Annotated in this window: 24 protein-coding genes; 10 read left to right on the forward strand and 14 right to left on the reverse strand. The window is 65.8% G+C overall.

The annotated features are described in order from the left end of the window. The first annotated feature begins 67 nt into the window (after positions 1–67). Positions 68–1,060 carry a helix-turn-helix domain-containing protein gene (locus AC1GI4_RS18670; protein WP_479630550.1) on the forward strand — a complete coding sequence of 331 codons (993 nt, stop codon included), beginning with the start codon at positions 68–70 and terminating at the stop codon, positions 1,058–1,060. Positions 1,061–1,075: 15 nt separating this feature from the next. On the opposite strand, the gene AC1GI4_RS18675 is transcribed toward AC1GI4_RS18670, so the two are convergent. From AC1GI4_RS18675 to AC1GI4_RS18715, 9 genes are all read right to left on the reverse strand, one after another. Beyond that, on the reverse strand, positions 1,076–2,374 hold the full coding sequence (locus AC1GI4_RS18675) for an MFS transporter (protein ID WP_479630551.1): 1,299 nt from the start codon (positions 2,372–2,374) through the stop codon (positions 1,076–1,078). Between the two features lie 538 nt (positions 2,375–2,912). After that, a complete protein-coding gene (locus tag AC1GI4_RS18680) occupies positions 2,913–5,849 on the reverse strand; it encodes a TonB-dependent receptor plug domain-containing protein (protein WP_479630552.1) in 2,937 nt (978 codons plus the stop codon). Between the two features lie 130 nt (positions 5,850–5,979). Continuing rightward, entirely contained in the window at positions 5,980–7,140 is a 1,161-nt protein-coding gene (locus AC1GI4_RS18685; RefSeq protein WP_479630553.1) for a hypothetical protein, read from the reverse strand. 213 nt (positions 7,141–7,353) lie between these two features. Beyond that, positions 7,354–8,481, reverse strand: coding sequence for an ROK family protein (locus tag AC1GI4_RS18690; RefSeq protein WP_479630554.1), 1,128 nt, complete (start codon positions 8,479–8,481; stop codon positions 7,354–7,356). 27 nt (positions 8,482–8,508) lie between these two features. Further along, complete coding sequence (locus AC1GI4_RS18695) at positions 8,509–9,711, reverse strand: MFS transporter (protein ID WP_479630555.1); 1,203 nt, start codon at positions 9,709–9,711, stop codon at positions 8,509–8,511. A 461-nt stretch (positions 9,712–10,172) separates the two neighbouring features. Further along, entirely contained in the window at positions 10,173–10,844 is a 672-nt protein-coding gene (locus AC1GI4_RS18700; RefSeq protein ID WP_479630556.1) for an SOS response-associated peptidase family protein, read from the reverse strand. A 22-nt stretch (positions 10,845–10,866) separates the two neighbouring features. Next, positions 10,867–11,082: a hypothetical protein gene (locus AC1GI4_RS18705; RefSeq protein WP_479630557.1), complete on the reverse strand. Its 216-nt coding sequence runs from the start codon at positions 11,080–11,082 to the stop codon at positions 10,867–10,869. A 199-nt stretch (positions 11,083–11,281) separates the two neighbouring features. Then, positions 11,282–12,664, reverse strand: coding sequence for an ABC1 kinase family protein (locus tag AC1GI4_RS18710; RefSeq protein ID WP_479630559.1), 1,383 nt, complete (start codon positions 12,662–12,664; stop codon positions 11,282–11,284). Beyond that, positions 12,657–13,979, reverse strand: coding sequence for an ArnT family glycosyltransferase (locus AC1GI4_RS18715; protein WP_479630560.1), 1,323 nt, complete (start codon positions 13,977–13,979; stop codon positions 12,657–12,659). Before AC1GI4_RS18715 ends, AC1GI4_RS18710 begins: the two co-directional genes overlap by 8 nt. Before the next feature lie 333 nt (positions 13,980–14,312). Here AC1GI4_RS18715 and AC1GI4_RS18720 point away from each other — a divergent pair, with 333 nt between their 5' ends. After that, on the forward strand, positions 14,313–15,032 hold the full coding sequence (locus tag AC1GI4_RS18720) for a tetratricopeptide repeat protein (RefSeq protein WP_479630561.1): 720 nt from the start codon (positions 14,313–14,315) through the stop codon (positions 15,030–15,032). Positions 15,033–15,112: 80 nt separating this feature from the next. On the opposite strand, the gene AC1GI4_RS18725 is transcribed toward AC1GI4_RS18720, so the two are convergent. Beyond that, positions 15,113–15,523: a MerR family DNA-binding protein gene (locus AC1GI4_RS18725; protein WP_479630562.1), complete on the reverse strand. Its 411-nt coding sequence runs from the start codon at positions 15,521–15,523 to the stop codon at positions 15,113–15,115. 63 nt (positions 15,524–15,586) lie between these two features. Here AC1GI4_RS18725 and AC1GI4_RS18730 point away from each other — a divergent pair, with 63 nt between their 5' ends. The 3 genes from AC1GI4_RS18730 to AC1GI4_RS18740 all read left to right on the forward strand — a co-directional run bounded on the left by AC1GI4_RS18730 (position 15,587) and on the right by AC1GI4_RS18740 (position 18,761). Further along, on the forward strand, positions 15,587–16,324 hold the full coding sequence (locus AC1GI4_RS18730; protein WP_479630563.1) for a MauE/DoxX family redox-associated membrane protein: 738 nt from the start codon (positions 15,587–15,589) through the stop codon (positions 16,322–16,324). A gap of 140 nt (positions 16,325–16,464) precedes the next feature. Further along, positions 16,465–17,655 (forward strand): AAA family ATPase, encoded by a 1,191-nt coding sequence (locus AC1GI4_RS18735; protein ID WP_479630603.1) that lies wholly within the window; start codon positions 16,465–16,467, stop codon positions 17,653–17,655. A gap of 56 nt (positions 17,656–17,711) precedes the next feature. Next, the gene (locus AC1GI4_RS18740) at positions 17,712–18,761 is read left to right on the forward strand and encodes a ParB/RepB/Spo0J family partition protein (protein ID WP_479630564.1); all 1,050 of its coding nucleotides are present in this window, start codon (positions 17,712–17,714) and stop codon (positions 18,759–18,761) included. 74 nt (positions 18,762–18,835) lie between these two features. On the opposite strand, the gene AC1GI4_RS18745 is transcribed toward AC1GI4_RS18740, so the two are convergent. Then, positions 18,836–19,171 (reverse strand): hypothetical protein, encoded by a 336-nt coding sequence (locus tag AC1GI4_RS18745; RefSeq protein WP_479630565.1) that lies wholly within the window; start codon positions 19,169–19,171, stop codon positions 18,836–18,838. A 216-nt stretch (positions 19,172–19,387) separates the two neighbouring features. On the opposite strand from AC1GI4_RS18745, the gene AC1GI4_RS18750 reads away from it, so the two are divergent. The 5 genes from AC1GI4_RS18750 to AC1GI4_RS18770 all read left to right on the forward strand — a co-directional run bounded on the left by AC1GI4_RS18750 (position 19,388) and on the right by AC1GI4_RS18770 (position 23,297). Next, positions 19,388–19,840: a hypothetical protein gene (locus AC1GI4_RS18750; protein WP_479630566.1), complete on the forward strand. Its 453-nt coding sequence runs from the start codon at positions 19,388–19,390 to the stop codon at positions 19,838–19,840. A gap of 129 nt (positions 19,841–19,969) precedes the next feature. Further along, entirely contained in the window at positions 19,970–20,917 is a 948-nt protein-coding gene (locus tag AC1GI4_RS18755) for a replication initiator protein A (RefSeq protein ID WP_479630567.1), read from the forward strand. Positions 20,918–21,392: 475 nt separating this feature from the next. Further along, positions 21,393–22,241: a helix-turn-helix domain-containing protein gene (locus AC1GI4_RS18760; protein ID WP_479630568.1), complete on the forward strand. Its 849-nt coding sequence runs from the start codon at positions 21,393–21,395 to the stop codon at positions 22,239–22,241. 343 nt (positions 22,242–22,584) lie between these two features. Continuing rightward, positions 22,585–22,929, forward strand: coding sequence for a hypothetical protein (locus AC1GI4_RS18765; RefSeq protein WP_479630569.1), 345 nt, complete (start codon positions 22,585–22,587; stop codon positions 22,927–22,929). After that, the gene (locus tag AC1GI4_RS18770; RefSeq protein ID WP_479630570.1) at positions 22,926–23,297 is read left to right on the forward strand and encodes a hypothetical protein; all 372 of its coding nucleotides are present in this window, start codon (positions 22,926–22,928) and stop codon (positions 23,295–23,297) included. Before AC1GI4_RS18765 ends, AC1GI4_RS18770 begins: the two co-directional genes overlap by 4 nt. Here AC1GI4_RS18770 and rfbA read toward each other — a convergent pair. From rfbA to rfbB, 3 genes are read right to left on the reverse strand one after another with little or no spacing between them, the layout of a single operon-like run. After that, positions 23,294–24,175, reverse strand: a complete 882-nt coding sequence (rfbA, locus tag AC1GI4_RS18775) for a glucose-1-phosphate thymidylyltransferase RfbA (RefSeq protein ID WP_479630571.1) — start codon at positions 24,173–24,175, stop codon at positions 23,294–23,296. The genes AC1GI4_RS18770 and rfbA overlap by 4 nt on opposite strands. Further along, positions 24,172–25,089 carry a dTDP-4-dehydrorhamnose reductase gene (rfbD, locus tag AC1GI4_RS18780; RefSeq protein ID WP_479630572.1) on the reverse strand — a complete coding sequence of 306 codons (918 nt, stop codon included), beginning with the start codon at positions 25,087–25,089 and terminating at the stop codon, positions 24,172–24,174. The genes rfbA and rfbD overlap by 4 nt, the downstream gene beginning before the upstream one ends. Next, positions 25,086–26,138: a dTDP-glucose 4,6-dehydratase gene (gene rfbB / locus AC1GI4_RS18785; RefSeq protein WP_479630573.1), complete on the reverse strand. Its 1,053-nt coding sequence runs from the start codon at positions 26,136–26,138 to the stop codon at positions 25,086–25,088. Before rfbB ends, rfbD begins: the two co-directional genes overlap by 4 nt. Between the last annotated feature and the right edge of the window lie 4 nt (positions 26,139–26,142).

Genomic DNA, 26,142 nt, shown 5'->3' on the forward strand with positions numbered 1-26,142 from the left:
CCGATATGGCCCTATGCTGGACCGTTCACTGCGGTCACGGGGATGGCGCGGGAAATGGGGGAGCGGGGTGAAGGAAGCGATCGGCTTTTCCAGCGAGGGCCTGGCCGATGACGATGCCTTTGTCCGGTATCGCCGTCTGTATGCGCAAGGGGCCGATGTGGTGCGGCTGGACGGGCCGTTCCGGGCGCGGGTCACGGGCTGGCGGTTTCGGCATATGCTGCTGTTCGACCGGCATCTGTCGGGCATGGCCCATGTCCGCGAGGAACGGGTGCAGACCGACGGGTTCGACCATATCGTCCTGCATCATGTCCTGTCGGGCACGCTGACCGGCCATCCGCGCAGCGGGTTCGCGCACGCCGGGCCGGGCGATATCGTGTTCCTGGATACCCGGCGCGGCCACCGGACCGAGGCGCACGACCTGCACATGATCACCGCCAGCATCGCGCGCGACCTGGTGCTGGCGGCGCTGGGCAGCCTGGGCGCGCTGCACGGCTTTGTCGCAAGGGCCCCCGATACCGCGATGCTCAGCGACTTCCTGCAATCGCTGGTCCGCCATGCGCCCGGGCTGGACGACCGGCATGACGGCGCCTTTGCCCGCGCGCTGATCGAGCTGTTGCCGACCGCGCTGGGCGGCCCGCGCGACGTCGCGGTCGAGGCACGGCGCCAGGATCACCTGCGCCGCGAGGCGGTCGAGCAGCTGATCGACCGCGAGATCGCCAACCCGCATCTGACCGGGGCGGTGATCGCCGAACAGGTCGGCGTGTCGCGCGCGACGCTGTACCGGCTGTACCAGCGCAGCGACGGAATCGCGCGCCATGTCCGGCGCCGGCGGGTCGATGCGGTGCGCCGCGCGCTCGAGGCGCCGGGGGCGGAGGATCGCACGCTGGACGAGCTGGCGCAGGCATATGGGCTGGGCGATGCGGCCGGGCTGGTCCGCGCCTTCCGCGCCGATCAGGGGATCGATCCGGCCGAGTACCGCGCGCGCGTCCGCCAGGGGCGCGGCGATGCGGTGGAGACGGGCACCCGCCGCTGGAGCGGCTGGATGCACGAACTGGATTGAGGGAGCCCCTCCCCTTCAGGGGAGGGGTTGGGGTGGGGCCTCTCCCCCCGGCATCGCGTCCGCGACGGCGCCCCACGCCCTCGCGCGCCGCACCGCCACCAGCGCCGCGCCGCACCCGATCAGTCCGGTCAGGCCCAGAACCCAGCCCATCGCATCGGCCAGCCCGGCGGGGTGGGCGATCACCTGGCTCGCCAGCCCGACGCCCCAGGGGCCCAGCGCGGTGCCCAGCAGCGTGACCAGCGTCAGGAAGATCGCCGTCCCCTCGACCCGCAAGCCCGGTGGCATATGGCTCTGCAGCCCGATCATGCCGCCCGCCAGCGTGATCGACAGCCCCGCGACCGCGACCGCCAGCGCGGCGAGCGCCAGCGGCAGGTCGTCCGCACGGGTCAGCGGCCACAGCGCCAGCGTGGCGATGGCCAGTCCCAGCAGCATCGGCCCGTTCGCGCGCCCTTCCCCACGCCCACGATCGGCCAGCATCCCGCCCAGGCCGTGCCCCCCCGCCCCGGCCAGCATCATCGCCAGCCCGACATACAGGCCTGCGCGCGGCGGGCTCAGGCCGTGCAGCCGGATGAGCAGGCTGGCCGCCCAGCTGGTCAGCGCCTGGGCTATCAGCACCGCACAGATCGCCGCCAGGATATGGGGGGCGAGCCCGGCCCGCGCGGCGATCATGTGGGCCAGCGCCGCGCGCATCCGCCCGCCCTGCCCGGTGGAACGTCCACGGTCGGGCGAGGCCAGCCACAGCAGGAACAGCGCCACGGGAAGGCCCGCCGCGCCCATCGCGACGAACACCATGCGCCACGCCGCGACCGGCCCGGACAGCGCCAGGAACAATGCCAGCAGCGCACCGCCCCCGATCATCGCCACCCCGCGGCCCAGCGACGCGCCCCCGGTGAACAGGCTGATCCCCCGTCCCCGGTGGGCCGGCGCCATGGCGGCGACGATCAGGCCCAGCGCGGCGGGGCCGATCGCTGCCTGTGCCAGCCCCAGGGCCATGCGCGCGGCGGCCAGCGCCGTCCCCGACCCCGCCAGCCCGCAGGCGATGGTCGCCACGCTCGACCCCGCCAGCGCCAGCGCGAGCAGCCGCGCCAGCGACCAGCGATGCGCCAGGGCGATCATCGGCACGACCGCCACGCCGTTCACGACGGCGAAAGCCGGGCCCTGCACCAGCCCGATGGTGCCGTCGCGCAAGGCGAGATCGGCCTTGATCGGCTCGATCAGGATCGACAGCAGAAAACGGTCGCCCACCGCCAGCATATGGACCAGCGCCATCAGGACCGCGATGGCGTAACCGTGCAGGCGGAACAGGGTCGGCAAGCGGGCTCCTTCGCGGGCGAGGGCGGGGTGGCATCATGGTGTCGCCCCCGTTTCCCTTCGGGCGAAGGGGGATGGACCCGATCCTACACGAAGGATCGGCCCTTGGCATGGCATTCCGCCCGGCCCAGGCCGGGACGGGGCGGGGATGCGTGGACCCGCGTGACGGGCGCCCGCCACCCATGCGCATGGTGGCGAAGCGTCCCGTTTCTCCATCCTCAAAGGGCCATTTCGGGAAAACCCATTCGGGAACAGATTTCGGGAAATCCGGTCAGCCGTCGCGCACGCGATCGGCCTGAAATTTCCGACTGTCTCCCTGAACCTTCCTATGCGGGAAAGTCATTTGGGGTAGGCAGTCACAACTGCGGAAATGAATGTCTCATAATCGGTTGGCTCGCGTTTGGCAGATGCCTGCGTGTAGCGACTCCATCGTCGCATGTTGCCGCTTGCTGAGTAGCTTCTGAGCTTCAGCAAGCGGCAATCCTCGCGATATCTCAAGGTCAGTCCCATATATCAGGTAGTCCGACGGTGGGCATCTACCTCAAAGCTTCAAGTCAACCTTAGCGAATAAGTAACGACCAATCGCGTCATAAAAGGCCGATCCAGTCTGCGCGCCACCTGAACTGTTCGGGCCCGGACCGGTATCCTGAAGGGGGCCAAAGACACGAACATCGCTTACGTTCTTGACGCCTAAGCTGAACGTGAAGCGGTCCGATGCTTCGAGCTGGACTGTCACGTCGTTATAGACATAGGCAGGAACGTTGTAAGGGTCGCGGATTTCCCTTGAGGCATCTGCAATGTTGAAAACACTTTTGCTGATGAAGCGAGTGTTCACGCCCAAGGCAACCGGACCGATTTGGTAGGACGAGAGGAGTGTGCCCCTAAACTCGGGATTGGTCCACTGACCTGCGTAGTCGATACCTGCCGTTCCACGGGTGGCGACGGTAGTCTGCTCAATGAGGTAGGTGCCGTTGAAGCGAAGCTGCAGCCGTCCGGGGCCGACATCACGGCGATAGGACAAGCCGAAGTCGATGCCCCGCGCCTGGAGCTGCGCCAGATTGTAGTTGGCCGCCTGAACGGTGACGATCTGCCCGACGGCGTTGCGATTGACCAGTCCGCAGTAAAAGGCGTCCGGACCTGCGGCGTCATCTACGCAGAGGTTCAGGATGTTCAGGTACGGCACCGCCGTGATTGCATCGTCGATCTTGATGTCGAAGTAGTCGACGGTGATGTCCAGCCCGGGAAGGAACCGGGGCTGGATGACCGTTCCGAACGTCACGCTTTCCGACTTCTCAGGTGTCAAATCAGGGTTTCCGCCGAGCAGGATGCGCGGCGCGTTCGTGTTCGGGTAGGGCAGCGGCAACGCCGTGCCGGTTAGCACCGCCGCGCAGTTGCGCATCCGGTTCGGGCCCTGGGTGATGTAGACGCCGGAACAGGGATCGTTGGTGATGCCGACAGTCTGCACGATCTGCGGCGAATAGAGCTCGCCGAAGTTGGGGACGCGGACGCTTCGCGAGTAGACGCCGCGGAAGGAGAGTCCAGAAACCGGCTCCCAAGTGCCGCCAACCTTCCAGGTGTTGGTCTCCGGCGTGTCGCTATAATGCGAATAGCGATACGCGCCCTCGACCTCGAGTCGACGAGCGAACGGAAGATCGCTGAGAATGGGCGCGACCACCTCGCCGAATACCTCGTACGTGTCGCGTGAGGCGTCGAGCGCCGGGTGCCGGACATAATCAGTGCCCGAGCCGAAGACGATGCGGGACAGCTTCTCGGTATCCGGGTCGTCACGGGTCGACAGCGTCTCCCGGCGCCACTCCGTCCCCAAAGCAACCGACAGCTCTCCGTAGGGGAGCGACACCGCCTTTCCCGTGATGCTGGCACCCGTCGTGAAGAGCGTATTTTTGCGGCGCTCAAAGCGATCGGCGAGCGCGTACTCCAGGAAGGCTTGGCTCGGCCGGTCGGTGGTGTAGAAGTTGAAAGGTACGCAGCCCTGAGCGCGCGCGGCGCTGTTGGCGCAGACCGGCTGGCCGCTGCCGGGATCGATGACTACGTCGCGCGCATTCACCCACTCGATGCTCTTTGGCGCGTTGGTCGTCGTGACATGGTCGGTCACCTGACCATACTGCGCGAACGCCGACCAGTTCAGACGCTCCCCGAGCCGTCCGGAAGCATCGGAGCCGAACGTCACGTTCTCGCGATTATGGATCTCGAACGGTTGTGGGAGATTGAGATACGTCCGGTTCAATGGCAGGGAAGTCAGGTTGTTAGAGACCATGAACTGCCGCAGCGAAGCCGGCAGGAACGGGTCCGTCAACCGGGCGACCTCGCCGCCCCGTCCTCCCCACCATGTGGCGCGGGAGTCGTCGCGAACTTCCGGGAAGACCGTGGGTCCCCGCGTGTAGCTCTTGCTAAAGGCGAAGATGGTTCCGATGGAGACAGCGGGCGAAAACTCGTAGTTGAGACGGGAATAGGTCGACACGTTCTCCGATTTGTTGCGAAGAAAATGGTACTCGAAGTTGGTGGCCCCGATCCCACCGCTACCGTTGCCGAGGCCCCCCGCAAGGATCGTTCGATCATAGCCGGTCGGACTCAAGGCCCCGTTCTGAAGAACGTAGAACTGATTATTGTAGAAGAACGTCGGTGCGCCAGCGCGCTGGATGAACCGAAGGTTTGGCTCAAGAACGTTATCCGGAACGCCATCGGCCGGGCCTGTGCTGGCCGGATTGGTAATGAAAGAGATTCGGTTTGCATACCTGTCGGTCCACCGAACCGGATCGGAAAAGTTGTACGTTCCGCCCGTGATGAAGGACCCGCGACCCTCATCGAAACTGAAGCCGGTCGAGGCTGATATCGATGTATGATTGGCGTCGCCCTGCTGCGATATGCCGTTTGTTGCCGATAGGCGAAACCCCTTCATCTCCTTCCTGAGGATCAGGTTCACCGCACCCGTTACGGCATCGGCACCGTAGATCGCTGCGGCACCGCCGGTGACAACTTCGACCCGGTCGATCAGCGCGTCCGGAATGGTGTTCAGATCCACCGCGGATGTGCGCGCACCGCTGGAGACCCAGCGCTTACCATCCACGAGGACGAGCGAGCGGTTCACGCCGAGGTTGCGCAGATTGATGTTCGACACGCCAGCGTCGAACGCCTCGCCTTGCGAGTTGTTGTTCCCTAGTCCCGGTCCAATGGCAGGATTCAACTGCAACGCGTCATAGACGGTGTTGTAGCCGAAGTTCCGGGCGGTTTCGTATTCGAGCACCGCGACCGGCATCGCCGATTCCAGTTCGGGCCGGGCAATGCGCGACCCGGTGACCACGATCGTTCCTTCTTCCCCGGGCTGCGGCTCGCCGGACGCGGAGGAGCCAAGCGACTCCTGTGTAGCGTTAGCGTCGCCCAGCGTGCCCGCTGTGGTGGTTTGCTGCTGCTGGGCCGTTGCGGTACTCGCCCATACCATGGCGATGCCGGTGCCGAGCATTAGGATAGCGCGTTTCATTGAAGGTCCCCCGACGTTCCAAACTGGATGGCCGCAGGACTGTCAGGCCGGTATGACAGCTATATTTATTAATCGTGAAATAATTAGGCAGTTTTCTCAATGAGAGAAACCGCTACTTGTGATGCGCTGTTGAACGGAGGCCGTGATTGAATGGGGCATCCAAAAGAGCGCCCGTGTCCACGTCGTACCTGTAACTTTGGCTCCTCTTGTCGTTAACGAACAGGTCGAGCCTCCCGTGGACGGGATCGTCCATAGCCCTCACCCGCAGCCTTCGGCTTCCTGGATCGCAGGTCAGGTTGACACCCGAGTGGAAGCCCCCGGTCACGGGTGCGAACCGACAGGTTCCGCGCCGCGTTGAAAGGATGAACTGTCCGGCACTCGTGATGGTGTGAGCGTAGACCAGGTCACCCTCGGGCGTCCTGGTTTCATCAGGTTCGCCAGCAGCATACCACCGGGTAACGCGTTCCGGGCTGTCCAATGAGGCCAGATCTCCCGACTGATTCTGCGAGAGCAGGCCGTCTGGTGTGATGAAGAAGTGTCCGACTTTCCGAACCTTGGGCTGATCACGCCACAACAGGTGCATGTGCCAATGCGGCGGCCAGTCATCATGAGCCGAATTCGGGGCAAGCGTCGGATAGTTGGTGTCGAAATTCATCAGCATGATGGTCTGGACGCCTTGCCGCTGTGCAGCTTCAGCAAGGCCTAGCTCCTTGATCGCCTCTTGAGCGGCGAACTCCAGATTCAGTGCTGCGGCGATCTCGACCTCCGGCCAACGGCCGCTCGCGTAGCCACCGCGACGACGCTTTGGGTCGGCGTGAGCAACCCGAACGTACAGGCCGGGCGTTTCGATAAAGGTATAACTTTCTGTGACATCACCCAAGTCGTCGGGCGGGAGATCGGGGCTGTCCTGCCGCAGTGGCTGGTGCAGAAGGATGCCATCCGCCGTGCGATCGTATTGAAGGTGGACCATCCCGGGTGTCCTCGGTTCCGGTCGTTCGAAACCACGCTTCGGCAACTCGTAGTCCGTGGCGCTGGCGAGCACGGCTCGGATCAACGCCGGGTCGACCTGTATTCGCAGGCCTTCCAGGGTGGCCGATCCTGGCGGCATCAGGACGTGGAAGAAGAACTCGCGCTCGTTCTGCCCACTGTCGCGCGGCCCCAGGAGAACGGTGCAGTCCCGACAATTTTGTGGCGGCAGCACCTTCCAGTTGAGGCGGGGAGCATTCGGCGCTTTGAGGATGCGCACGCCCATCATCACCGGAGTGGCGGCCACCGGCTTCTGTGCCGTTGGGGCTTCCCGCGCCGGTGACGAAGCGGAAATGCCCAAGATTGCAGAGGCCAGGTAGAGATGAGCGGACCGAAGCCGCTTCCCAAACAGGTACCTACGCTCGCCCTCGATTGCCACCCACGTCCTCCGTTCAGACATGCGCTGTTCGATGCCGGTGCGTTGTGACGGTTTTTCTTTTTTATCCTGAAATAATCGAACCTATTGGGCGATGATCTCGTGGAGTGGCAGCATAGCTGCCCCGATCGGCGTCGCCCAGCTGCCGAGGGAGGACACGTGGAAGGTTGGGCGGGGCATTGGCGTGTGGCCAAATATCCATTCGGCAGCCTCAAGCTGGGCGCCCAGCGCTGATAATATCGGGATGGGCACCGAACCCGACACGATGATCGCGCCAGGGTCGAGCCAAGCTGCACCTGCAGCGACCAATGTGGCGAGCTGGGGGCCTGCGCGCTCCACCCATCTCTGAATGACCGGGGCATGAGAGACCAGGACCTCCTCGACGTCCCGCAGCGACGCAAGCGACGCTCCCGCCGCCTTCAGATCCCGAACCAGGTCTATTCCTGACGGCCGCGGCTTCTCCAAGTCGGGGTATAGGCGTCCAAGGTCACCTGCGTTGCCAAACTCTCCACGCAGCACGTCGCGCATCGTGATCGTGCTTCCGCCTACACCATGGCCGATGAAGATCGAGATGGCCGAGGAGTAGCGCTCAAGCAGTCCACAGCCGTAGAAGTCCGCAAGCCCCGCCAGCTTGGCCTCGTTCTCCACCCAAACGGGTATGCCTAGGACATCTTCGAAGAACTGCGGATGCTCGACCTCGCGCCAACCTTCCAGCCATTTAACGGTCCAGCGCTTATGGGGACTGGTGACCGTGGTCGGGCCGGGGATGGCCACGCCAAGGCCAAGCAGGCGGGAGCGCATGACGTTATTCTCAAGCGCGAGGCGACGTAGACATTCATCCACGCGCTCAATGAACTCACGAGGATCAGGGCTGCTGAAGCTCTCCGCATGTTTGGCGATCACCAAGCCGGCAAAGTCGACCAGCACGATCTCGAGCCAGCCGGGATGAGCCATCGCGCCCGCGGCGTAGCCAAGTCTGCCGCTGATCGCGAGTGGAACCGTGGGGCGACCGCGACCCGTCTGTTGGCCCTCCTGCTCCTCAAGGCAACCTAGCATCATCAGCTCGCGTGACAGGCGGGTGAGCGCGGCATTGTGCATGTCGAGTTCTGTGGCGAGTTGCGTGCGCGGCATCGGCCCTCGCGTCTTCAGGTGCCAAAGGACACGCTTCTGCTCGGTGGTCAGGGCGATCTCGGCGCGACGTCGACGTTCCATCATCCGAGCATAGGGCGCGAGTGCGGACTAGGCGACCTGTGTCACTTGCGGGTTGCCGGTTAGCAGCCGTGGCTTGCGCCATAACTCGCTGAGCACGAGCGCCACAGCCGCGCCGCTTCCACCCACCACGAGCAGGATCGTTATGGATTGCACGCTGCCGGAACTACCCTGCCGAAAGGCGTCCAGGAACAATCCAAAGAGAGCGGCGGAGAGAGCGATGGCAATCTTGATGGCAGTGGTGATGACCGCGAAAGCCGGGGCATCGATGCGGGTGCCATGCCGTGCCGCGTGATCGCGCACGACCGTCGAAACCTGCTCCCAAACAAAGTTCGTGAGGACCGCCAGACCGGTGCCATACAACGCCGCCATGACAAGTCCGGTGCCGACACCGACGGGATGAAGCAGGTTCACCGCGCTCCACGTGGCGCAGGCGGACGCGACAGCGATCAGCACTAATCTCGGAACCCGACGACGACCGGCCACGAAGCCGAGCCAGGGGCCAACGACGGTTCCGCACACCATCGCGACGATCAGCGACGAGGGAGAAGCACCACCGGCTTCTTTCGGAAAAAGCGGCATCAAGCGACCTGTAAGGCCCAGCAGCCCAACCTCGCAGACCGTTGCCACGACCGGCAGCGCCAGCGCCGCGATGGGCAAATGACCGAACTCGAACGTCGAAGGCATATGGGCAGGTGCAGTCCTGCCCGGTTTGGCGCACGACAGAGCATAAACGGTGATGGCAAATGGTATGCTGATTACTGCTAAGGTCTTCGCGTCCGCCAACAAGTCGCCTTCTGTAGCTACTGCCCAAGCAACCAGCACTGCTGCTGCAAGCCGCCCAAGCGAGGAAGCAAAAAGCTTCACTGTCACGAACAGGCCTGCCGATCCGGTCGGCGAAGGCAGGAGAGACACCAAGGCATTCTGCGAAACGTCGAAGGCTGCGTAGGTGAAACGAAAAACAAGAGATGTCACATAAAGATAGACGATCTCCCACTCTGGCAGGACGGGAACCACACCGAAGAGCAACGTAGCTGATAGGAATGCTAAAATGCCGAACAGGAGCTGCATTCGTAGGGCTGCAGCGATTGGATCAGCTTTCCGCGCGAGCCATCTGGCAACGAAAAAATCGGGAATCGCACTCAGGGCGAAGGTAATTGCCAGCAGGGCACCGGCGGCGTGAGCACCAATCGAAAGGCGCACGATAAGGTGAAAGCCGATGAGGAGATCCACGGTGCACCACAGGACTGACCTCGACAGCTGGCCACCGCCAAGCAGCACGAGGGGTGTAGACGAGGCAAGAAATCCTGTCCTCCAGCTAGGAAATGTTCGGGGCATCCCGCCTGCCTAGCCCAGCTCTGCGAAGCTTCGGAGACACTGATCGCGAGTTCGCGGTATCGAAGCGGATGGGCTCTAAAAGCCTTGCGTCGCGGACGCAGGCGCACGTTTACCTCTGTTTGTGACTAATGGAATTGTGGCGCGTGATCGACGCAAAGCGTTCCCGTTTTCAGGTTCATGCCAGGTTTCGAGACGCGTAACGCAGTCCCGGAACTCGATCCCAATCGGGACGGTTGCGGGGCTCAGCATATGATTTTTTCCATCCTCCCACCGCCCCCCTTTCGGAGGGGGCAGAATGTCGGCGGCACCCTTCAGGGGAGGGGCTCGCAGGGCGTTCAGCGGGATGGCCTCATGGTCTACCGCTCCACCCCCGGCACCGTCGCGATCGGAGCGGGCGCCCAGGGACGGTCGTGGCCGTCGGCGTAGAAGGACGCGATCGGTTCGGGAAGGCCGATCCGTACCCGTTCGGCGGGCACCGGGGCGATCAGCGGGGCGGCCATGTCCCAGGGCGCATCCAGCCAGCGGTCGCGGTCGCAGGGCGCGATCACGACCGGCAGGATCGAAAAGGGCGCATCGGCCAGACAGCCCAGCATCGCAAAGCCGCGCGCGGTGCCGGTGTCGCGCCACAGCCCCGCGACCGTGAAGACGGGTTCGTCGACCATGTCGAACCAGGCCGAACGGCCGGCCCCCGCGGCCATCCCGGCGCGGTTCGGCAACAGCGCGGTACAGGCGGTCAGCGGGATCAGGCAGCGTTGCGCCGGACGTTCGGCCAGGCGCCGCCACCAGGGCAAGGACACGCTGAGGATCTGGGTGGTCGGCCAGCACGCCTGCCCCCCGCTGATGTCCCAGCGCTGGGTGTCGAGCGCCAGGCCCCCTCCCCCCTCTTCGCCATCGCCCGTGCGACGCAGGACGAAGGCGGGATGGCCGGGGCGCAGATCGCCGAGCTGGGCCCAGGCCCCCCAGGCGGACGGAGGCGTCGCGGCGATGGCGAAGGTCCGGCACAGCTCGTCGGCCGTCCGGTCCAGCATCGCGCGCTCGGCGCCGGCGGTCCTAGTGCTGGGGATGGACTGATGGACGGACATGATGCGTGGGCAGCGACGACCAGATCCACTGACGGCGCGAGGTCGAATAGCGGCGCCGCACCCGTCGGCCGATCAGCAGATGGACGCGATAGTCATTCTGCAACCGGACCGCGCCGAACAGGACACGGACCGGCTCCCAGGACGCGTGACGCCGGAAAGGATTGGCAAGGGACAAGGCGAACATGATCGACCTTCGGCGCGAGACATGGGAAAGCGGGACGCAGGTGAAACGAACCGGTCCGGTTGTGCCCCCGGATCACACTGTCCTGCCCACCTGGAATTTATGCCTCTAGGTCAATCGTTTGCACCTGCCCAGATGGAACCGGCCAGTGTCTCACCAATGAGACGATGACGTCTGGACATGGTTGGCCCGTAACGACCGCTCAAACGCCGGGATGCGGGTCCGGTTCCGCGCCATCGCCTCCGGCATCGGACCCGATGGCGCGCGCCGCCAGCCCGCGCACATCGACCCGCGCCTTCAGCCGGGCGCACAGCAGCGCGGTGCCGCTGATCTTGCGCTGCACGAACAGGGTTTCGACATGGGGCACGTGCCAGGTGTCGCGGTCGGCGATCATCGCCCGTGTTTCCTGGCGCACCACGGGGACGAAGGCGCGGTCGCCGAAGTCGAAGGGGCCGGGGCGCGCCATGGTGTCGTCGATCGCGGCGATGATCCGGTCGACCGCCGGGCGGTGCGCGGCAACCGCGGCCTGCCCCAGAAAGCCGGTCTCGACCGCGATCTCGCGAATGCGGTCGCGGTCGTGCGCCAGCCCCGCCTCGATCAGGCGGCGATAGGAGGCGGCGGTTTCGGCCGGCACATCGCGCGCGGCGCCGAAGTCGAGCAGGACCAGGCGGCCGGTTTCGGCCTGCCAGCGATAATTGGCGAAATTGGGATCGGTCTGCATCATGCCGAAATCGAACAGCTCGGCCAGGACCAGGTCGATCAGCGCGGTCATCGCGGTGTCGCGCGTCTCCTGCGGCGCCTGCTCCAGCGTCTCGATCGACTGGCCGGGCACGAAGTCCATCGCCAGCACCAGCGGCGTCGTCAGCATGGGTTCGGGGCGCGGCACGACATAGCGCGGATCACCCGCCAGCCGGTCGGCATAGGCCTGCATCCGGTCCGCCTCGCGCAGATAGTCCGCCTCCTCCGCCAACTGGCGCTTGGCTTCCTCGAGCAGCGGCTTCAGGTCGATCGAAGGGGGCACCAGGTTCGACACGCGCAGCAGGGTCGCGACATTGTCGACATCCGACCCGATGCTGCCCCGCACCCCCGGATATTGCACCTTGATCGCCAGTACCCGTCCGTCGGGCAGGGTCGCGCGGTGAACCTGCCCGATGGAGGCGGCGGCCATGGGCGCGGCTTCGAAATGGCGGAAACGGCGCCGCCAGTCGGCGCCCCATTCGGCCTTCAGCACCTTGTCGAGCTGGGCGGGCGGCATCCGGTACGCCTGGTCGCGCAGCCGCGCGAGGATGGCCTGCAATTCCGGGGGCAACAGGTCGCCCGCGTCCATCGAGATCATCTGGCCCAGCTTCATCGCCGCCCCGCGCAGGTGGGACAGCTGATCGGCGACGCGGGCGGCGTTGCCGGGGGTGAGGATCAGGTCGCCGAGCCGGGGCCGCTCGCCGCTGGCCAGTCGCCGGGCGCCCTCGGCCAGCATCCCGCCCGCCACGCCGCCCGCCAGACGGCCGAAGGCGCCCGCACGGGCAAAGCGGCCGCTGGGGACCGCCCGGTGAACGGGATCGCGGTTTTTGGGGGTATCGTCAGCCATGCTCCGGCATAGCGGCGGGCGGGCGGCTTGGTTCCCCCAGCCACCTGGCGATCACCCACGCGGCCAGGATCATGACGAAGGGCATGGCCGGATAATGATAGCGGGTCTGCCCGGTAAAGCCGAAGGCCAGCACGGTGCAGAAGGCGGGCATGACCACCGCCACCACCAGTCCGGCGCCCCGGCGCCCCGCCCATGCCGCCCGCCCGGCCAGCACGGTGCCGACCAGCGCCAGCCCCAGCACCGCCATGTAGAAAAGCTGGTTCAGCCCCTGCGCCGCCTTCCACACCAGCCCCTGCTCCGGATGGCTGGCGTCGAGCGACCAGAAGCCGTCGCCGTCCTTCATCCAGAGGAGCGCGACCTTGCGAAAGCCCAGCGTGCCCCAGCGGACCGGATGCCCCGCGATCCAGTCGGTCGCCATCGCCTTCAGCCGGCGGTCGATTTCGACCTGTCGCTCGACCCGGTCGGCAAAGGGGATGCCGACCCGGGCCCAGAGCGGCGACTTCTCGACCTGGAAATAGCCGCCATCGGCCAGATCGTTGGCCCCGGCCTGCAGCGCGACGCCGCCATTGGTCGACACCGGCACCATGGCCCCCAGCACCGCCTGATTGCGCAGGCTCCAGGGCAGCACCGCCATCACGAGGCCCGCATAGACGAGCAGCAGCAGGACGATCCCCCGCCGCCAGTCCACGCCCCGCGCCAGCCACAGCCCGGCGATCAGGAAGGGCGGGAACAGCATCATCTGCGGCCGCATCAGCGTGGCCGCGCCCAGCACCACCCCGCCTGCCAGCGCCCATCCGATCCTGGCTCGGCCGCGCACCACCAGCGCCATGCCCGCCAGCATCACCGCGGTCGCGGTCGCCTCTGCCGCGGTATCGCCGGTATAGGCGATATGCGCCGGATAGATCGCATAGAGCAGCGCCGCGACCCGCCCGGCCCCCTCGCCCGCGCGCAGGATCCGTGCGAACCACAGGATCAGCAGGATCGTCGCGGCTTGCGCGATCAGGTTGAACAGGATCGGCCCGAACAATGTGGGACCGAAGATCCAGGTCGCCAGCCCGATCAGCGCAGGATAGCCGACCGGCCAGAAGGCGGTGGGAAAGCCCCCCTCCTGATAACCCATGCCCGCCGCCATCTCGCGCCCCCGCTCGAGATACCAGAGCGAGTCCGTGCGCGGGGTGATCGGAAAGGCCAGGATCAGTCCCAGCCGGAGCGCGATGGCCAATATCAGGATCGCCGGGATGACCCAGCGCGCGGTGGTGAAGGACGTCCACAGCCCCGAACGGCCGGAAAAGGCGGTCTGCACGCCGGACGACATGATGGGCGTTCCTTCCCTGACCGCGCCGCCATTCCCCCGGGGCGCGTGGGGGCGACGCTAGAATGGGGACGGGGCCGGGGGCAAGGGGGGGTGTCAGGTGGATAGCGGTGGCCATCCACCTAGCCCCTCCCCTTCAGGGTAGGGGTTGGGGTGGGGCCGCGCCACGAACGACGCGCTTGCGGATGCGCCCCACCCCCGGCCCCTCCCCTGAAGGGGAGGGGGGCAGTGGCAGATTGGTGCCGACGCCACCGTTCTTCCGGCCATAGATAATCCTTTCGCTAACCCGCCGATCCGCCCTAGGATGACCCACCGTTTCTGAGGGGGGACAAGACGATGACGTGGCTCGCGATCGCGGCGCTGGCGCTGGGTGTTCAGGCGACGCCGCCCGCCCCGCCCCCGTCCGCCTCCCCGGTATCGCTGGAGGACCGGATGCGGCCCGAGATCGAGGCCGCCGCGCAACTCGTCCGCGCGCACCAGCCACAGGCGGCGGTCGACCGGCTGGCCCCGGTGATCGCGGCCTACGACGCCGATCTGTCCCGCGAAACCCGGCGCCTCTATTGCGGTATGTCGTTGCAGGAATCGTTCATCTACATGGGGATGGCAGCGAAAGACAAAGCCGGGGCCGTGGCGCTCCTGCCCGGCTATTGCACCGCGCTGTATCTGAACGGCTATGCGCTGGTCGATCTGGGGCGGCTGGCCGAAGCCAAGGCGATCTATGAGCGGCTGATCGCGCTGGCCCCGGTCCATGCCCAGTTCCAGACCGAATATGGCCAGCTGATCCGGCTGGAAAAGGACTGGCCGCGAATGTTGTCGATCTGCGAGAAATCGGCCGAGGCCGCACGGATGAACGACCCCGCGATCCGGCGCGAGCAGGAAGGGCTGGCGCTGCGGTGCCAGGGTTATGCGCTGATCGAGCTGGGCCGGTGGGACGAGGCGGAGACACGCTATCGCCAGGCGCTGACGCTCGACCCGAACGACCGCAAGGCGCAGAACGAATTGCGCTATATCGCCGAACAGCGCGCCAAGGCGAAGGACGGGAAGACCGCCTCCTGACGGCATGGCGCGGCATCCCCGCGCCATGTTTCCCGGGGGAAACATCCCTCCGCCCCCCTCTCCTTTCCCGCGCTGCCCGATCAGCCGGCCGGATCGAACGACAGCAGGATCGGGCACGGCCCCGCCGACCCGTTGCCGCATTCCGATGCCAGCCGGTGGAGCGACGCGCGCGCCGCCTGCAGGCCCGCAATCTGCGCATCGAGCGCGGCGATCCGGGCCGCGGCCAGTTCGCGCACCCGCGCCCGGTCGTCGGTGGCATCGAGCGCCAGCAGCTCACCGATCTGTTCCAGCGTGAAGCCCGCCGCCTGCGCGGCCCGGATGAAGTGCAGGCGCCGCACATCCTGTGCGCCATAACGGCGGATGCCCCCGCCGCGGCCCGGCCCCTGCGGGCGCTGCGGCGTGTCGAGCAGCCCGCGGCGCTGGTAATAGCGGATCGTCTCCACCCCCACCCCACCCTCACGTGCCAGCCCGGCGATCGTGAATCCGGCCATGTCTTGACTCCGTACCATGGTACGGAACCCATATGGCATATGGACCCCAGTCGGAGAAGGACCATGACCGCGCAACCCAAGGCCCAGTTGTACCGCATGGTGATGCCCACTCACACCTGCCCCTATGGGTTGAAGGCGAAGGATCTGCTGCGCCGACAGGGTTACGCGGTCGAGGATCACGGGTTGCGCACGCGCGCGGAAACCGATGCGTTCAAGGCCGAACATGGCGTGAAGACCACGCCGCAGGTCTTCATCGGGGGCGAGCGGGTGGGCGGTTACGACGATCTGCGCCGCTTCTTCGGAAAGCGCGTCGCCGATCCCAAGGCAACGACCTATCGCCCGGTCGCTGCGCTGTTCGCGATGACCGCGCTGATGGCGCTGGCGGCCAGCCATGCGGTGTACGGCACCCCCTTCACGATGCGAGCGGCCGAGTGGTTTATTGGGTTCAGCATGGCGGTGCTGGCGCTGCTGAAGCTCCAGAATGTCGAGAGCTTCGCGACGATGTTCCTGAACTACGACCTGCTCGCCCGGCGCTGGGTGCCCTATTCCTATGTCTACCCCTTTGCCGAAGGGTTGGCCGGGGTGCTGATGATCGGCCGCATCGCCCCCTGGGCCTCGGTCCCGATCGCGCTCGTCATCGGGGGCATCGGCGCGGTGTCGGTGGTCAAGGCGGTCTATATCGACCGCCGCGACCTGAAATGCGCGTGCGTCGGCGGATCGAGCAACGTGCCGCTGGGCTTCCTGTCGCTGACCGAGAACCTCATGATGATCGGGATGGCGGTCTGGATGATGGTAGCCTGATCCTTCCCGCCCCGGGGAGGATCGAGTTTCCCCGGGGAAACACCGCTTTCCCCTCCCCTCACCTTGCCCGATTGAATGAACTTTGCCATTAACCATCCCCAAAAGGTTCAAGGGGTGTGTGAGTGGCGCAAGATCATGCAATGCTGTCCCAGATCGGCGATCTGGCGAGTGCCGGCGAACGGATGATCGAGCGGCTGCGGCGCAAGGCGTTCCTGCCGGAAAGCCGCAAGGGCCTGCACCTGCGGTTCGGCATTGCCGAGGCGGCACAGCTGCTGGGCTGTTCCACCAATCGCATCCGCATGGCCGAGGAGGATGGCCGGCTTCCCCCTGCCCCGGCATCGGAAAACGGACGTCGGCTGGGCTATACCGTCGACGAACTGCTGAATATGCGCGAGGTGCTGGGCGCCTCTCCTGCCCGCGCACTGCTTGACGTGCCCGCCATCATCGCGGTCCAGAATTTCAAGGGCGGCGTCGGCAAGTCGACCGTGACCACCCATCTGGCGCATTATTTCGCGGTCCAGGGCTACCGCGTGCTCGTCGTCGATTGCGACAGCCAGGCGACGACGACGACGCTCTTCGGCTTCAACCCGCATTTCAACATCACCCGCGAGGAAACGCTCTACCCCTATCTGTCGATCGACCCGACGCAGAGCGATCTGGCCTATGCGGTCAAGCCGACGCCCTGGCCCAATGTCGACCTGATCCCGTCGAACCTGGAGCTGTTCGACGTCGAATACGAACTCGCCGCGGCGGGCAGCGACGGCGGGTCGGTGCTGGCCGCCCGCTTCCGCAAGCTGAAGCGCGGGCTGGCCGAGCTGGCGCAGAATTACGACGTGGTGCTGCTCGATCCGCCCCCGGCCCTGGGCACGATCAGCCTGGCGGTGATGCAGGCGGCCAATGCGCTGCTGGTGCCGCTGGCCGCGACGACGCCCGATTTCTGTTCGACCGTGCAGTTCCTGTCGATGATGGACCAGGTGCTCCACCAGCTGACGGGGGCGGGGATCGCGGTGGATTACCAGTTCGTCCGGCTGATCTGTTCCAAGTTCGACGGCAACGACCCCAGCCACGCGATGGTGCGCGCGATCATGGAGCAGAGCTTCGGCCCCGCGCTCCTGCCCGTCCCCATCCTGGAATCGGCCGAGATCAGCCATGCCGCCATGCGGATGATGACCGTCTACGAACTGGAAAAGCCGATCGGCACGCCCAAGACCCACAAACGCTGCCGCGCCAATCTGGACGAGGCGATGCGCCAGGTCGAACAGCTGGTGCGCCAAGGCTGGGGCCGGGTCGAGCCGCTGAGCGAGGAGGCGGTGATCCATGCCGCGGCCTGAAATAGCGCTGTCCTACACGCTCGTGTTCTTGCAATGTTCTGCCGGGGAGGATTTCCATGGCGCGTAAACAATCCGATTATCTGGCGGCGCTTCTGGCGGAGGAGGAGGGTGAAGACCCCTCCGCCGTCCCGGTGCGCGAGGCTCCGACGGAACGCAGTCGCACGACCACGCTGCTGGGCCGCGAGTCCGCGCTGGCCCGCGTCGCCAGCGGCGAGGTGCGGCAGGTCACGCAGCTGATGCTCGACCCGGCCCGCGTGCGGATCTGGCCGGGCAATGCCCGCAATTACGATCTGTTGAACGAGGCGCATTGTCGCGAGCTAATCGACTCGATCATCGCCGAAGGGGGGCAGAAGGTGCCCGCCGTCGTCCGCCGGATCGAGGGCGACCCCGACCATGATTACGAGGTGATCGCGGGGACACGGCGCCACTGGTCGATCAGCTGGCTACGCGCGAACAGCTATCCCGACATGGCCTTTGTCGCGCAGGTCGCGCAGCTGGACGACGAGGCGGCGTTCCGCCTCGCCGACCTGGAGAACCGCGCCCGAGCCGACGTGTCCGACCTGGAGCGGGCACGCAATTACCTGGCCGCGCTCGCCACCCATTATGGCAATCATCAGACGCGCATGGCCGAGCGGCTGAAGCTGTCCAAGGGCTGGCTGTCCAAGATGCTGAAGGTCGCCGCTTTGCCCGACACGGTGATCGCCGCCTTCGGCTCGCCGCATGACGTACAGCTCAAGCCCGCCTATGCGCTGGCCCAGGCGATGCAAGACGAGCGCGAGGCGGAGGCGATCATCGGCGTCGCCCAATATATCGCGTCCCTACAGGCCGAACGGCGCGAGGACGGCAAGCCCCCGATCCCGGCGAACGAGGTGCTGCAACGCCTGCTGACCGCTCGCAAGATGACTCTGGGCGAGGACGGCAAGCCGGAACTCTTCCACCATACCAACGCCTTTGGTCGCCCCGTCCTGACGATTCAATCGGTCAATCGCCAGGGTGTGACCGTACGTCTCCACGCCGGTTCGGGGACGGATACGGACGGGATCTTGCAAGCGCTGCGAGATGCGCTGGCGCATCTCGAACGGACGGGCAGGGGGCTACAACCCTGATGTTTCCCCGGGGAAACGCGTCGGCAGAGGGCCGGTCCCGCGATCGGCTGGAGGGCAGGGGGCTGGCCGCCAGGTCAGGGCGTCCAGCGTTCCGCCAGCCAGCCTTCCGCCTCGTCCATGGACAGGAATACCCGGCTATGGTCGCCGCGCAGGATACGTTCGACCTGTAATTTGGGCAGCACGCCACTGACCACCGCGGCGATCGGTGCCGTGGCGATTGCGCGCCCCCGGGCGATGACCACCTCCAGACCGCTGGTGACGTGGGCGGACTGGACCGGCATCCGGCGGACGTCGTTCAGAACGGCAAACGGGCCATATCGCGCCCGCTGCACCATGCCATAGGCCAGCACCTCCGCCGAAAAGCGGGTGAGGGTCGCGAGCGTCCACAGGCCCTCGCCGGTGATCGTCATGATGCGGCGCTTTGGATCGAAGGCGAGGGAGAACATGGCGCATCGTATCGCATGATTCCCTCAAGAAACCGCGAAGTCGGCCGAATGGGGCGTGCCCGTATGTTTTCCCGGGGAAACACAGGGGCCGGGGGCGGGATAGCCCGCCACTCATGAGTTTTCTGAATCAATGCGGCTTTGCGCTTTCGATCCGGCGCGGGGTGATTCACAACCATCGCCATGCCGATCGCACGCGAACATCGCTGGCTCTATCCGATCGACTGGCGCGAGCTGTCGGCGCTGATCCGCTTCGGCCGGGCCAAGGGGATTTGCGAGCATTGCGGGCGTCCGCATGGCCGCGAGGTCGTGCATCTGGGCAACGGCACATGGTGGGACGATCGCGCCGCGCGCTGGCGCGACCGGCGGGGGCGGTGGGTGAGGGCGCTGCTGTCGCCCGCCGACATGATCCGCCAGCAACCGGGCCTGGCCGGTATTGCCGCGCCCTTGCCCTATCGCGTGACCCGCGTGCTGCTGGCCAGCGCGCATCTCAACCATGATCCCGGCGACAATGGCCCGCGCAATCTGGCCGCATTGTGCCAGGCCTGCCATATGCGGCACGATGCGGCCGAGCATCGCCGTCGCCGTCAGCGCAACCTGTTCCGGGCCTGCGCGATCGGCGATCTGTTCGCCTGATCGACCTGTCAGGGCATACGGTCAATTCATACTCGAAAGCACGAAGTCAGATACCGCTGCGGGGTGCAATCCGGGGAAAAACCGGCTTCCCCTCCCCAAACTTCGTGCTTTCGAGTATGAAATAAAAGCATGACGCGAACGCCCACCATCCCGCCCAGGAACGACACCGCCCCCGCCCGCCCGAACGGCCGCGCGCAACGCGATCTGTTCTACCTCGACAGCCCGCTGACCAGCGAGATCCGGGGCGAACGGTCGCTGATGGCCTTTCCCTTTTTCGCGCTCAGCAAGACCGCCTGGATGAAGCCGCTGACCTACGCCCACGCCAATGTCGCGATCGAGGTCCGCCCCTCGGCCAAGGGCGTGGCGACGATTTATGACAAGGAGATTGTCCTATATATCGCCAGCCTGATGGCGGGAAAGATCGAACGGGCCGAGGAGGTGGGGCAGGACTTCATCTTCACCGCACATGACCTGTTCTCCGTCACCGGCGCCAACCATTCGGCGCGCTCCTATCAGCGGCTGTCCGAGGCGCTGGAGCGGCTGCAGGGTACGCAGATCAAGACCAATATCGAGGCCGGTGGGGAAGGCGAGGAGGGCTTTTTCTCGTGGCTTTCCGAGGCGCGGCTGCACTATTCCAAGACGCGTACCGGCGAGCGTCGGCTGAAGGCGGTGAAGGTGCGGCTGTGCGACTGGCTGCACCGCGCGATCCTGCGCGACAAGCAGGTGCTGGCCTATGCCGCGGCCTATTTCCAGCTCGGCCCGGTCGAGCGGCGCATCTATGAGGTCGCCTGCGCCACCGCCGAGGACGGACGGCTGGAGATCGACCTGGCGACCTTCCGGCTTCAGGTCGGCTATCAGAACCCGCTGGCCAATTTCCGTGCCGCGATGAAGGCGATCGCCCAGGCCGACGCCATCCCCGACTATAGCGTCGCGCTGGTCGAGGATAGCGAGCCCGAGGAGCCCGTCGAGGGCCGGGGCAGGGGGCGCCGGGCCCCGTCTGCGCGGGTCGTCATCACCGCGCGTCCCAGGGCGCTTGGCGATGCGACGACGGGGGATGCGAATCACGTCGAGGCGTGATTCGCCGGACGGGTATCAATTCATACCCGATAGCACGAATTGCGCGTCTGAATTCATATCCGATAGCACGAAGTCTTCGCCGAATAGATACTTGATAGCACGAATGGAGCGGCCGAATCTTGACGATTCGGCCGCCTTTTTTTGAATTCCTACTCGAAAGCACGAATGCCCACTGCTTTCTTTGTTGGAGATTTACTGCGAAGTTAACCCATATCGCGGGTTCGAACCTGCGGTGCTGCATGGGGCAGCATTTGGGTCAGCATAGGGAAGCGGTCGTGACCACATAAAGGAAAGCCCGGCACGAAGGCCGGGCATCCCAGGTTTTGATGGAGCGACGTCGCCAAACGTCGATCCGGGGTGTCACTCACCCTCTCCTGATACGCCTGTCGCCGATGCGGTTCAAGGATGCGCGCTTCGCGCCACGCCCTTTCTTTGTCGTTTTTTGGTCCCGGCCCCGGACAAGAGGGGAAGGAAGATGGCGGCGTTCACCCTGGGTGAAGCGACGACGCGCGCGCTTGCGCAATTCACGGGCGCCGTGGGGCAGGGGGAGCGTGCCGGCGTCGCCCGCAAACCCCACCGCACTGGCGCCCCCGTCCGGCGCGACAGCATCGAGGCGGGGACGTTCGAGGACGTGTTCTTCGCCAAGCCCGCCAAGGGGGAGTGCGACCGGCTGATCCGCATTGCGCGGCAGGCGCTCGACGCCGGACGCCGCGCCAGGCGAACCGCGCGCGTTGAGGGCAGGGGGCTGACCGGGCCCGAGGCGCTGCTTGCCAGCCTGACCGCAGGCGCGGTGCGGGTCTACGAGGAACTGTGCACGCTGGCCAGGCTGAACGGCGGCAAGGTCTATCCGAGCTATGACCGGCTGGCGTCCGCGACCGCGTTGGGGCGCGCCACCGTCGCGCGCGCGCTCCATATCCTGGAGACGGCCGGTTTCCTGGTCCGCCAGCGCCGCTTCCGCCGGGTGGAAGGGCAGGGGCCCGGCCCCCGCTTCGCGCAGACGTCGAATGCGTACCGCCCGGTCACGCCGAAAAGCCTGTTGTCGCTCCTCCCCCGCTGGCTGCGCCCCGCGCCCATCCCTGCGGACACCCTCCAGCACATCGCCGACGAAGCCGAGGAACAGGACCGCCTGAAAGACCAACTGACCTGTCGCGAACTGGCGCAGATCACCGCAGGCGGCGCACTGGGCCGCGTCCTGGCCCGACTGGGCGCGAGCCTCGACGCGGCGCTGTCTTCATGCGAGTCTCATTCCCATCCTCAACCCCTACTCGAGTCATTAGATAAGGGGCCTGATGCCTCGGCCTTGCCGGCCGACACGCTCGGATAAGCCCTGCCCACCCTGCACGTGCACCAAAACCCTAACGCCCAGCCGCAAATCCGGGAAGCGCCGGCTTCGCCGCCGCAATGCTCCCTAGTGGGGAGCTGGCGAATCCCGCAGGCTGCCTTCGCGAATGCAATCGTGCAATGGAGATTATGACCGGGAATTGTCGCAACAACGTCGCTTTCATCTCGTACCATCGCACATCGCCGGGAGCATGGCCTGCGCGAGCCATCCGTCGTACCATCGCCCTTGGCCTGGGGAGAGAATGGCGAGGCGTGGGTAGGAGTGAGTGACAATTCCAAGGCCGCTTTCATTTGACCCAGCGCGAATGATCGGGAAAGACCGTCATATGTTTCGTCAGATTTCGCTCCTCACCTTATCGCTCTCCTGCGTTGGCTGTGCCGCAGACTATGTCTCACCGGGCAGAATGGTGGAGGGTGCGACAAGCGCTATATATACGACGGTCCCGGCCCAGGCTTTCGCCTCATGTCTGGCCGCGGCGATCGGAACCCAGGTGCAAAATCAGCAGGGCCGGTTCGTCGTCAATTCTGTCCAATACCCGTCGACACAATATAGCATCGGCGTAAATCCCAAGGGTGAAACATATCCTACGCAGATTGCCGTCATCGGTACGGGCAATGACAACCGGGACGACAAAGCCATCGTGTCCTGCCTGGATATTCCCAAATCATGAAATTCGTCCGTGCGGGCTTGGCCGCATTCGGTGTGCTGCTGGCACAGACCGGACCTGCCTATTCGGCGCAGGGTCCCAAGGACTATGTATATTGTACGGCAGGCAGCACCAGTCCCAAGGGACCGGGCCTCATCGTAACGGCAATATTTCAGGCGCGGTCTCAGACGGATTTTATCGAAACCGCTTTCGAGAACTATCTTAAAAGCTCATACGCACCTTATGGAAATGGGTGGATATTCGACGAGCAAAGCGTCTCGTGCGAGCCATTCAGGCGGTTACGCGATGCTGAAGTGCGGCGTGCGCTTCTGATGTCGCGTGTGCCGCAGCCCAAACAATCCGTTTACATCGTGACGTTTCAGATAGACTAGTCGCCGCTCCCTGCATTTTTGACCGCGTTGAGGATGGCGCGGCCATAGGCGGTCTTCCTGAAGCGTTCGCCGGCGGCTCGGGCCTGTTCTGCGGAGATGAAGCCCATCTCGAAGGCGATTTCCTCGAGGCAGGCGACCTGGACGCCCTGGCGGTGCTGGAGGGTGCGGACGAACTCGCCGGCCTCGAGCAGGCTGTCATGGGTGCCGGTGTCGAGCCAGGCATAGCCGCGGCCCATCTGTTCGACATACAGGTCGCCCGCTTCCAGATAGATCCGGTTGAGGTCGGTGATCTCGAGCTCGCCGCGCGGGGAGGGTTTCAGGTTGCGCGCGAAGTCGACGACCCGGTTGTCGTAGAAATACAGGCCCGTGACCGCATGGTTGGATTTCGGGCTTTCGGGCTTTTCCTCCAGGCTGACCGCGCGGCCGCCCTCGCCGAACTCGACCACGCCGTAGCGTTCCGGATCCTCGACGCGGTAGCTGAAGACCGTGGCGCCAGTGGGCCGCGCGACCGCGCTGGCCAGCAGGTCGGTCAGGTGCGCGCCGAAGAAGATGTTGTCGCCCAGTACCAGCGCGACGTTATCGTCGCCGATGAAGTCCGCGCCGATGGTGAAGGCCTGGGCCAGCCCGTCGGGGCTGGGCTGTTCGGCGTACGACATGGTCAGGCCGAAGGCGGAGCCGTCGCCGAACAGGCGGCGGTAATTGTCGATGAACTCGGGCGACGAGATGATCAGCACGTCGCGGATCCCGGCCAGCATCAGGACGCTGAGCGGGTAGTAGATCATCGGCTTGTCATAGACGGGCAGCAGCTGCTTGTTGACCGCCAGGGTGGCCGGATGGAGCCGGGTGCCCGAGCCACCGGCCAGGATGATGCCCTTCATGCGTCATGGTCCTTCTTCGTGCCGACGAGTTCGTCGAGAATGTCGCCGAGTGCTGTCTGCCAGTCGCGCGGCGCGATGCCGTAGGCGGCGTGGATCGCATCATGGCTGAGCAGCGAATTGGCCGGGCGCTTCGCCGGCGTCGGATAGTCGCTGCTCGGGATGGGCAGTATCTCGGCCGAGGGGCCGCCGCGCAGGGCGGACTGGCGGAAGATCTCGGTGGCAAAGCCCGCCCAGTGGGTGGCACCGGCATTGCTGAAGTGGAAGGTGCCGGTGGGCGCGCCCTCGTCCTCGACCAGCCGGAGCGTGATCGTCATCAGCGCGGCGGCCAGATCGGCCGCGCTGGTGGGCGAACCATGCTGGTCGGCGACCACCGACAGCTGGTCGCGGGTCTCGGCCAGGCGCAGCATCGTCTTGATGAAGTTGTGGCCATGCGCCGACACGACCCAGGCGGTGCGCACGATGGCATGGCGCGCGCCCGAGGTGCGCACCGCCAGCTCGCCGCCCAGCTTGGACGCGCCATAGACGCCGAGCGGCGCGACCGGATCGCCCACTTCCCACGCGCCCTGCTTGTCGCCCGCGAACACATAGTCGGTCGACACCTGGACGAGCGGGATGCCCGCCTTCGCACAGGCCTCGCCAAAGGCGGCGGGCGCCATGGCGTTGACGGCCCAGGCGGTCACGACGTCGCTCTCGGCCTTGTCGACCGCGGTATAGGCCGCGCCGTTGATGACCGCAGCGAAGGGGCGCGAGGCGACCATCGCGGCGATGGCCCCCGCATCGCGCAGGTCGAGCGTGTCGTGGTCGATGGCGACGACCTCATAGCCATCCGGCCAGGCGCAGCGCTGCAGCTCGGTGCCGAGCTGGCCGCCGGCGCCCGTCACCAGGATGGCGCGGCGGGTATCGGCCGTCGTCATGCGGCCACGCCGCGCCGCTCGGCCGCCTTGGCGGCGACCAGCGGGCGCCACCAAGCCTCGTTGGCCAGATACCAGTCGACGGTCTTGGCGATGCCGGTCTCGAACGTCTCCGCCGGGGTCCAGCCCAGTTCGGCGCCGATGCGGCCCGCGTCGATGGCATAGCGCTTGTCATGCCCCGGCCGGTCGGCGACCTGGGTCATCTGCTCGGCATAGGGGCGGCCATCGGCGCGCGGGCGACGTTCGTCGAGGATGGCGCACAGCGTCTTGACCACCTCGATATTCTGCCGCTCGTTATGCCCGCCGACATTGTAGGTGCGCCCCGGCTCGCCCCGCTCGAACACCGCCTGCAGCGCGCGGACATGGTCCTCGACATACAGCCAGTCGCGCACCTGGTCGCCCTTGCCGTAGATGGGCAGGGCCTCGCCATCGAGCGCCTTGGCGATCATCAGGGGTATGAGCTTTTCGGGGAAGTGATAGGGCCCGTAATTGTTCGAGCAGTTGGTGATGAGCACCGGCAGCCCGAAGGTGTGGCCCCAGGCCGAGACCAGATGGTCCGACCCCGCCTTGGACGCCGAATAGGGCGAGCGCGGGTCATAGGGCGTGTCCTCGGTGAACAGCCCGGTCTCGCCCAGCGTCCCGTACACCTCGTCGGTCGAGATATGGTGGAAGCGGAAGGCGGCCTTGGCCTCCTCGTCCAGCCCCAGCCAATAGCTGCGCGCCTCGGCCAGCATCACATAGGTGCCCACCATGTTGGTCTGGATGAAGGCGCCCGGCCCGTCGATCGAGCGGTCGACATGGCTCTCGGCGGCCAGGTGGGTGATGATGTCGGGGCGGAAGTCGGCGATGGCGGCGCGCACCGCGGCCTCGTCGCAGATGTCGCCCTGGACGAAGCGGTAGCGGTCGCTATCCGCCACCCGCTCGACCGTCGAGAGCGTACCCGCATAGGTCAGCTTGTCGAAGTTCAGCACCTCATGGGTGGTGTTCTCGATGAGGTGACGGACCAGCGCCGAGCCGATGAAGCCGGCCCCGCCGGTGACGAAGATGCGCATGGAA

Source organism: Sphingomonas sp. 77B (assembly GCF_056497825.1).

Excerpts from the sequence above, each read along its gene's own strand:
- AC1GI4_RS18680 (WP_479630552.1), bottom strand. The coding sequence starts at position 5,849 with ATGCTCGGCACCGGCATCGCCATGGTATGGGCGAGTACCGCAACGGCC.
- AC1GI4_RS18690 (WP_479630554.1), bottom strand. The coding sequence starts at position 8,481 with ATGGAACGTCGACGTCGCGCCGAGATCGCCCTGACCACCGAGCAGAAG.
- AC1GI4_RS18700 (WP_479630556.1), bottom strand. The coding sequence starts at position 10,844 with ATGCTGGACCGGACGGCCGACGAGCTGTGCCGGACCTTCGCCATCGCC.
- AC1GI4_RS18705 (WP_479630557.1), bottom strand. The coding sequence starts at position 11,082 with ATGTTCGCCTTGTCCCTTGCCAATCCTTTCCGGCGTCACGCGTCCTGG.
- AC1GI4_RS18710 (WP_479630559.1), bottom strand. The coding sequence starts at position 12,664 with ATGGCTGACGATACCCCCAAAAACCGCGATCCCGTTCACCGGGCGGTC.
- AC1GI4_RS18715 (WP_479630560.1), bottom strand. The coding sequence starts at position 13,979 with ATGTCGTCCGGCGTGCAGACCGCCTTTTCCGGCCGTTCGGGGCTGTGG.
- AC1GI4_RS18720 (WP_479630561.1), top strand. The coding sequence starts at position 14,313 with ATGACGTGGCTCGCGATCGCGGCGCTGGCGCTGGGTGTTCAGGCGACG.
- AC1GI4_RS18725 (WP_479630562.1), bottom strand. The coding sequence starts at position 15,523 with ATGGCCGGATTCACGATCGCCGGGCTGGCACGTGAGGGTGGGGTGGGG.
- AC1GI4_RS18730 (WP_479630563.1), top strand. The coding sequence starts at position 15,587 with ATGACCGCGCAACCCAAGGCCCAGTTGTACCGCATGGTGATGCCCACT.
- AC1GI4_RS18735 (WP_479630603.1), top strand. The coding sequence starts at position 16,465 with ATGCTGTCCCAGATCGGCGATCTGGCGAGTGCCGGCGAACGGATGATC.
- AC1GI4_RS18740 (WP_479630564.1), top strand. The coding sequence starts at position 17,712 with ATGGCGCGTAAACAATCCGATTATCTGGCGGCGCTTCTGGCGGAGGAG.
- AC1GI4_RS18745 (WP_479630565.1), bottom strand. The coding sequence starts at position 19,171 with ATGACGATCACCGGCGAGGGCCTGTGGACGCTCGCGACCCTCACCCGC.
- AC1GI4_RS18750 (WP_479630566.1), top strand. The coding sequence starts at position 19,388 with ATGCCGATCGCACGCGAACATCGCTGGCTCTATCCGATCGACTGGCGC.
- AC1GI4_RS18755 (WP_479630567.1), top strand. The coding sequence starts at position 19,970 with ATGACGCGAACGCCCACCATCCCGCCCAGGAACGACACCGCCCCCGCC.
- AC1GI4_RS18760 (WP_479630568.1), top strand. The coding sequence starts at position 21,393 with ATGGCGGCGTTCACCCTGGGTGAAGCGACGACGCGCGCGCTTGCGCAA.
- AC1GI4_RS18765 (WP_479630569.1), top strand. The coding sequence starts at position 22,585 with ATGTTTCGTCAGATTTCGCTCCTCACCTTATCGCTCTCCTGCGTTGGC.
- AC1GI4_RS18770 (WP_479630570.1), top strand. The coding sequence starts at position 22,926 with ATGAAATTCGTCCGTGCGGGCTTGGCCGCATTCGGTGTGCTGCTGGCA.
- rfbA (WP_479630571.1), bottom strand. The coding sequence starts at position 24,175 with ATGAAGGGCATCATCCTGGCCGGTGGCTCGGGCACCCGGCTCCATCCG.
- rfbD (WP_479630572.1), bottom strand. The coding sequence starts at position 25,089 with ATGACGACGGCCGATACCCGCCGCGCCATCCTGGTGACGGGCGCCGGC.
- rfbB (WP_479630573.1), bottom strand. The coding sequence starts at position 26,138 with ATGCGCATCTTCGTCACCGGCGGGGCCGGCTTCATCGGCTCGGCGCTG.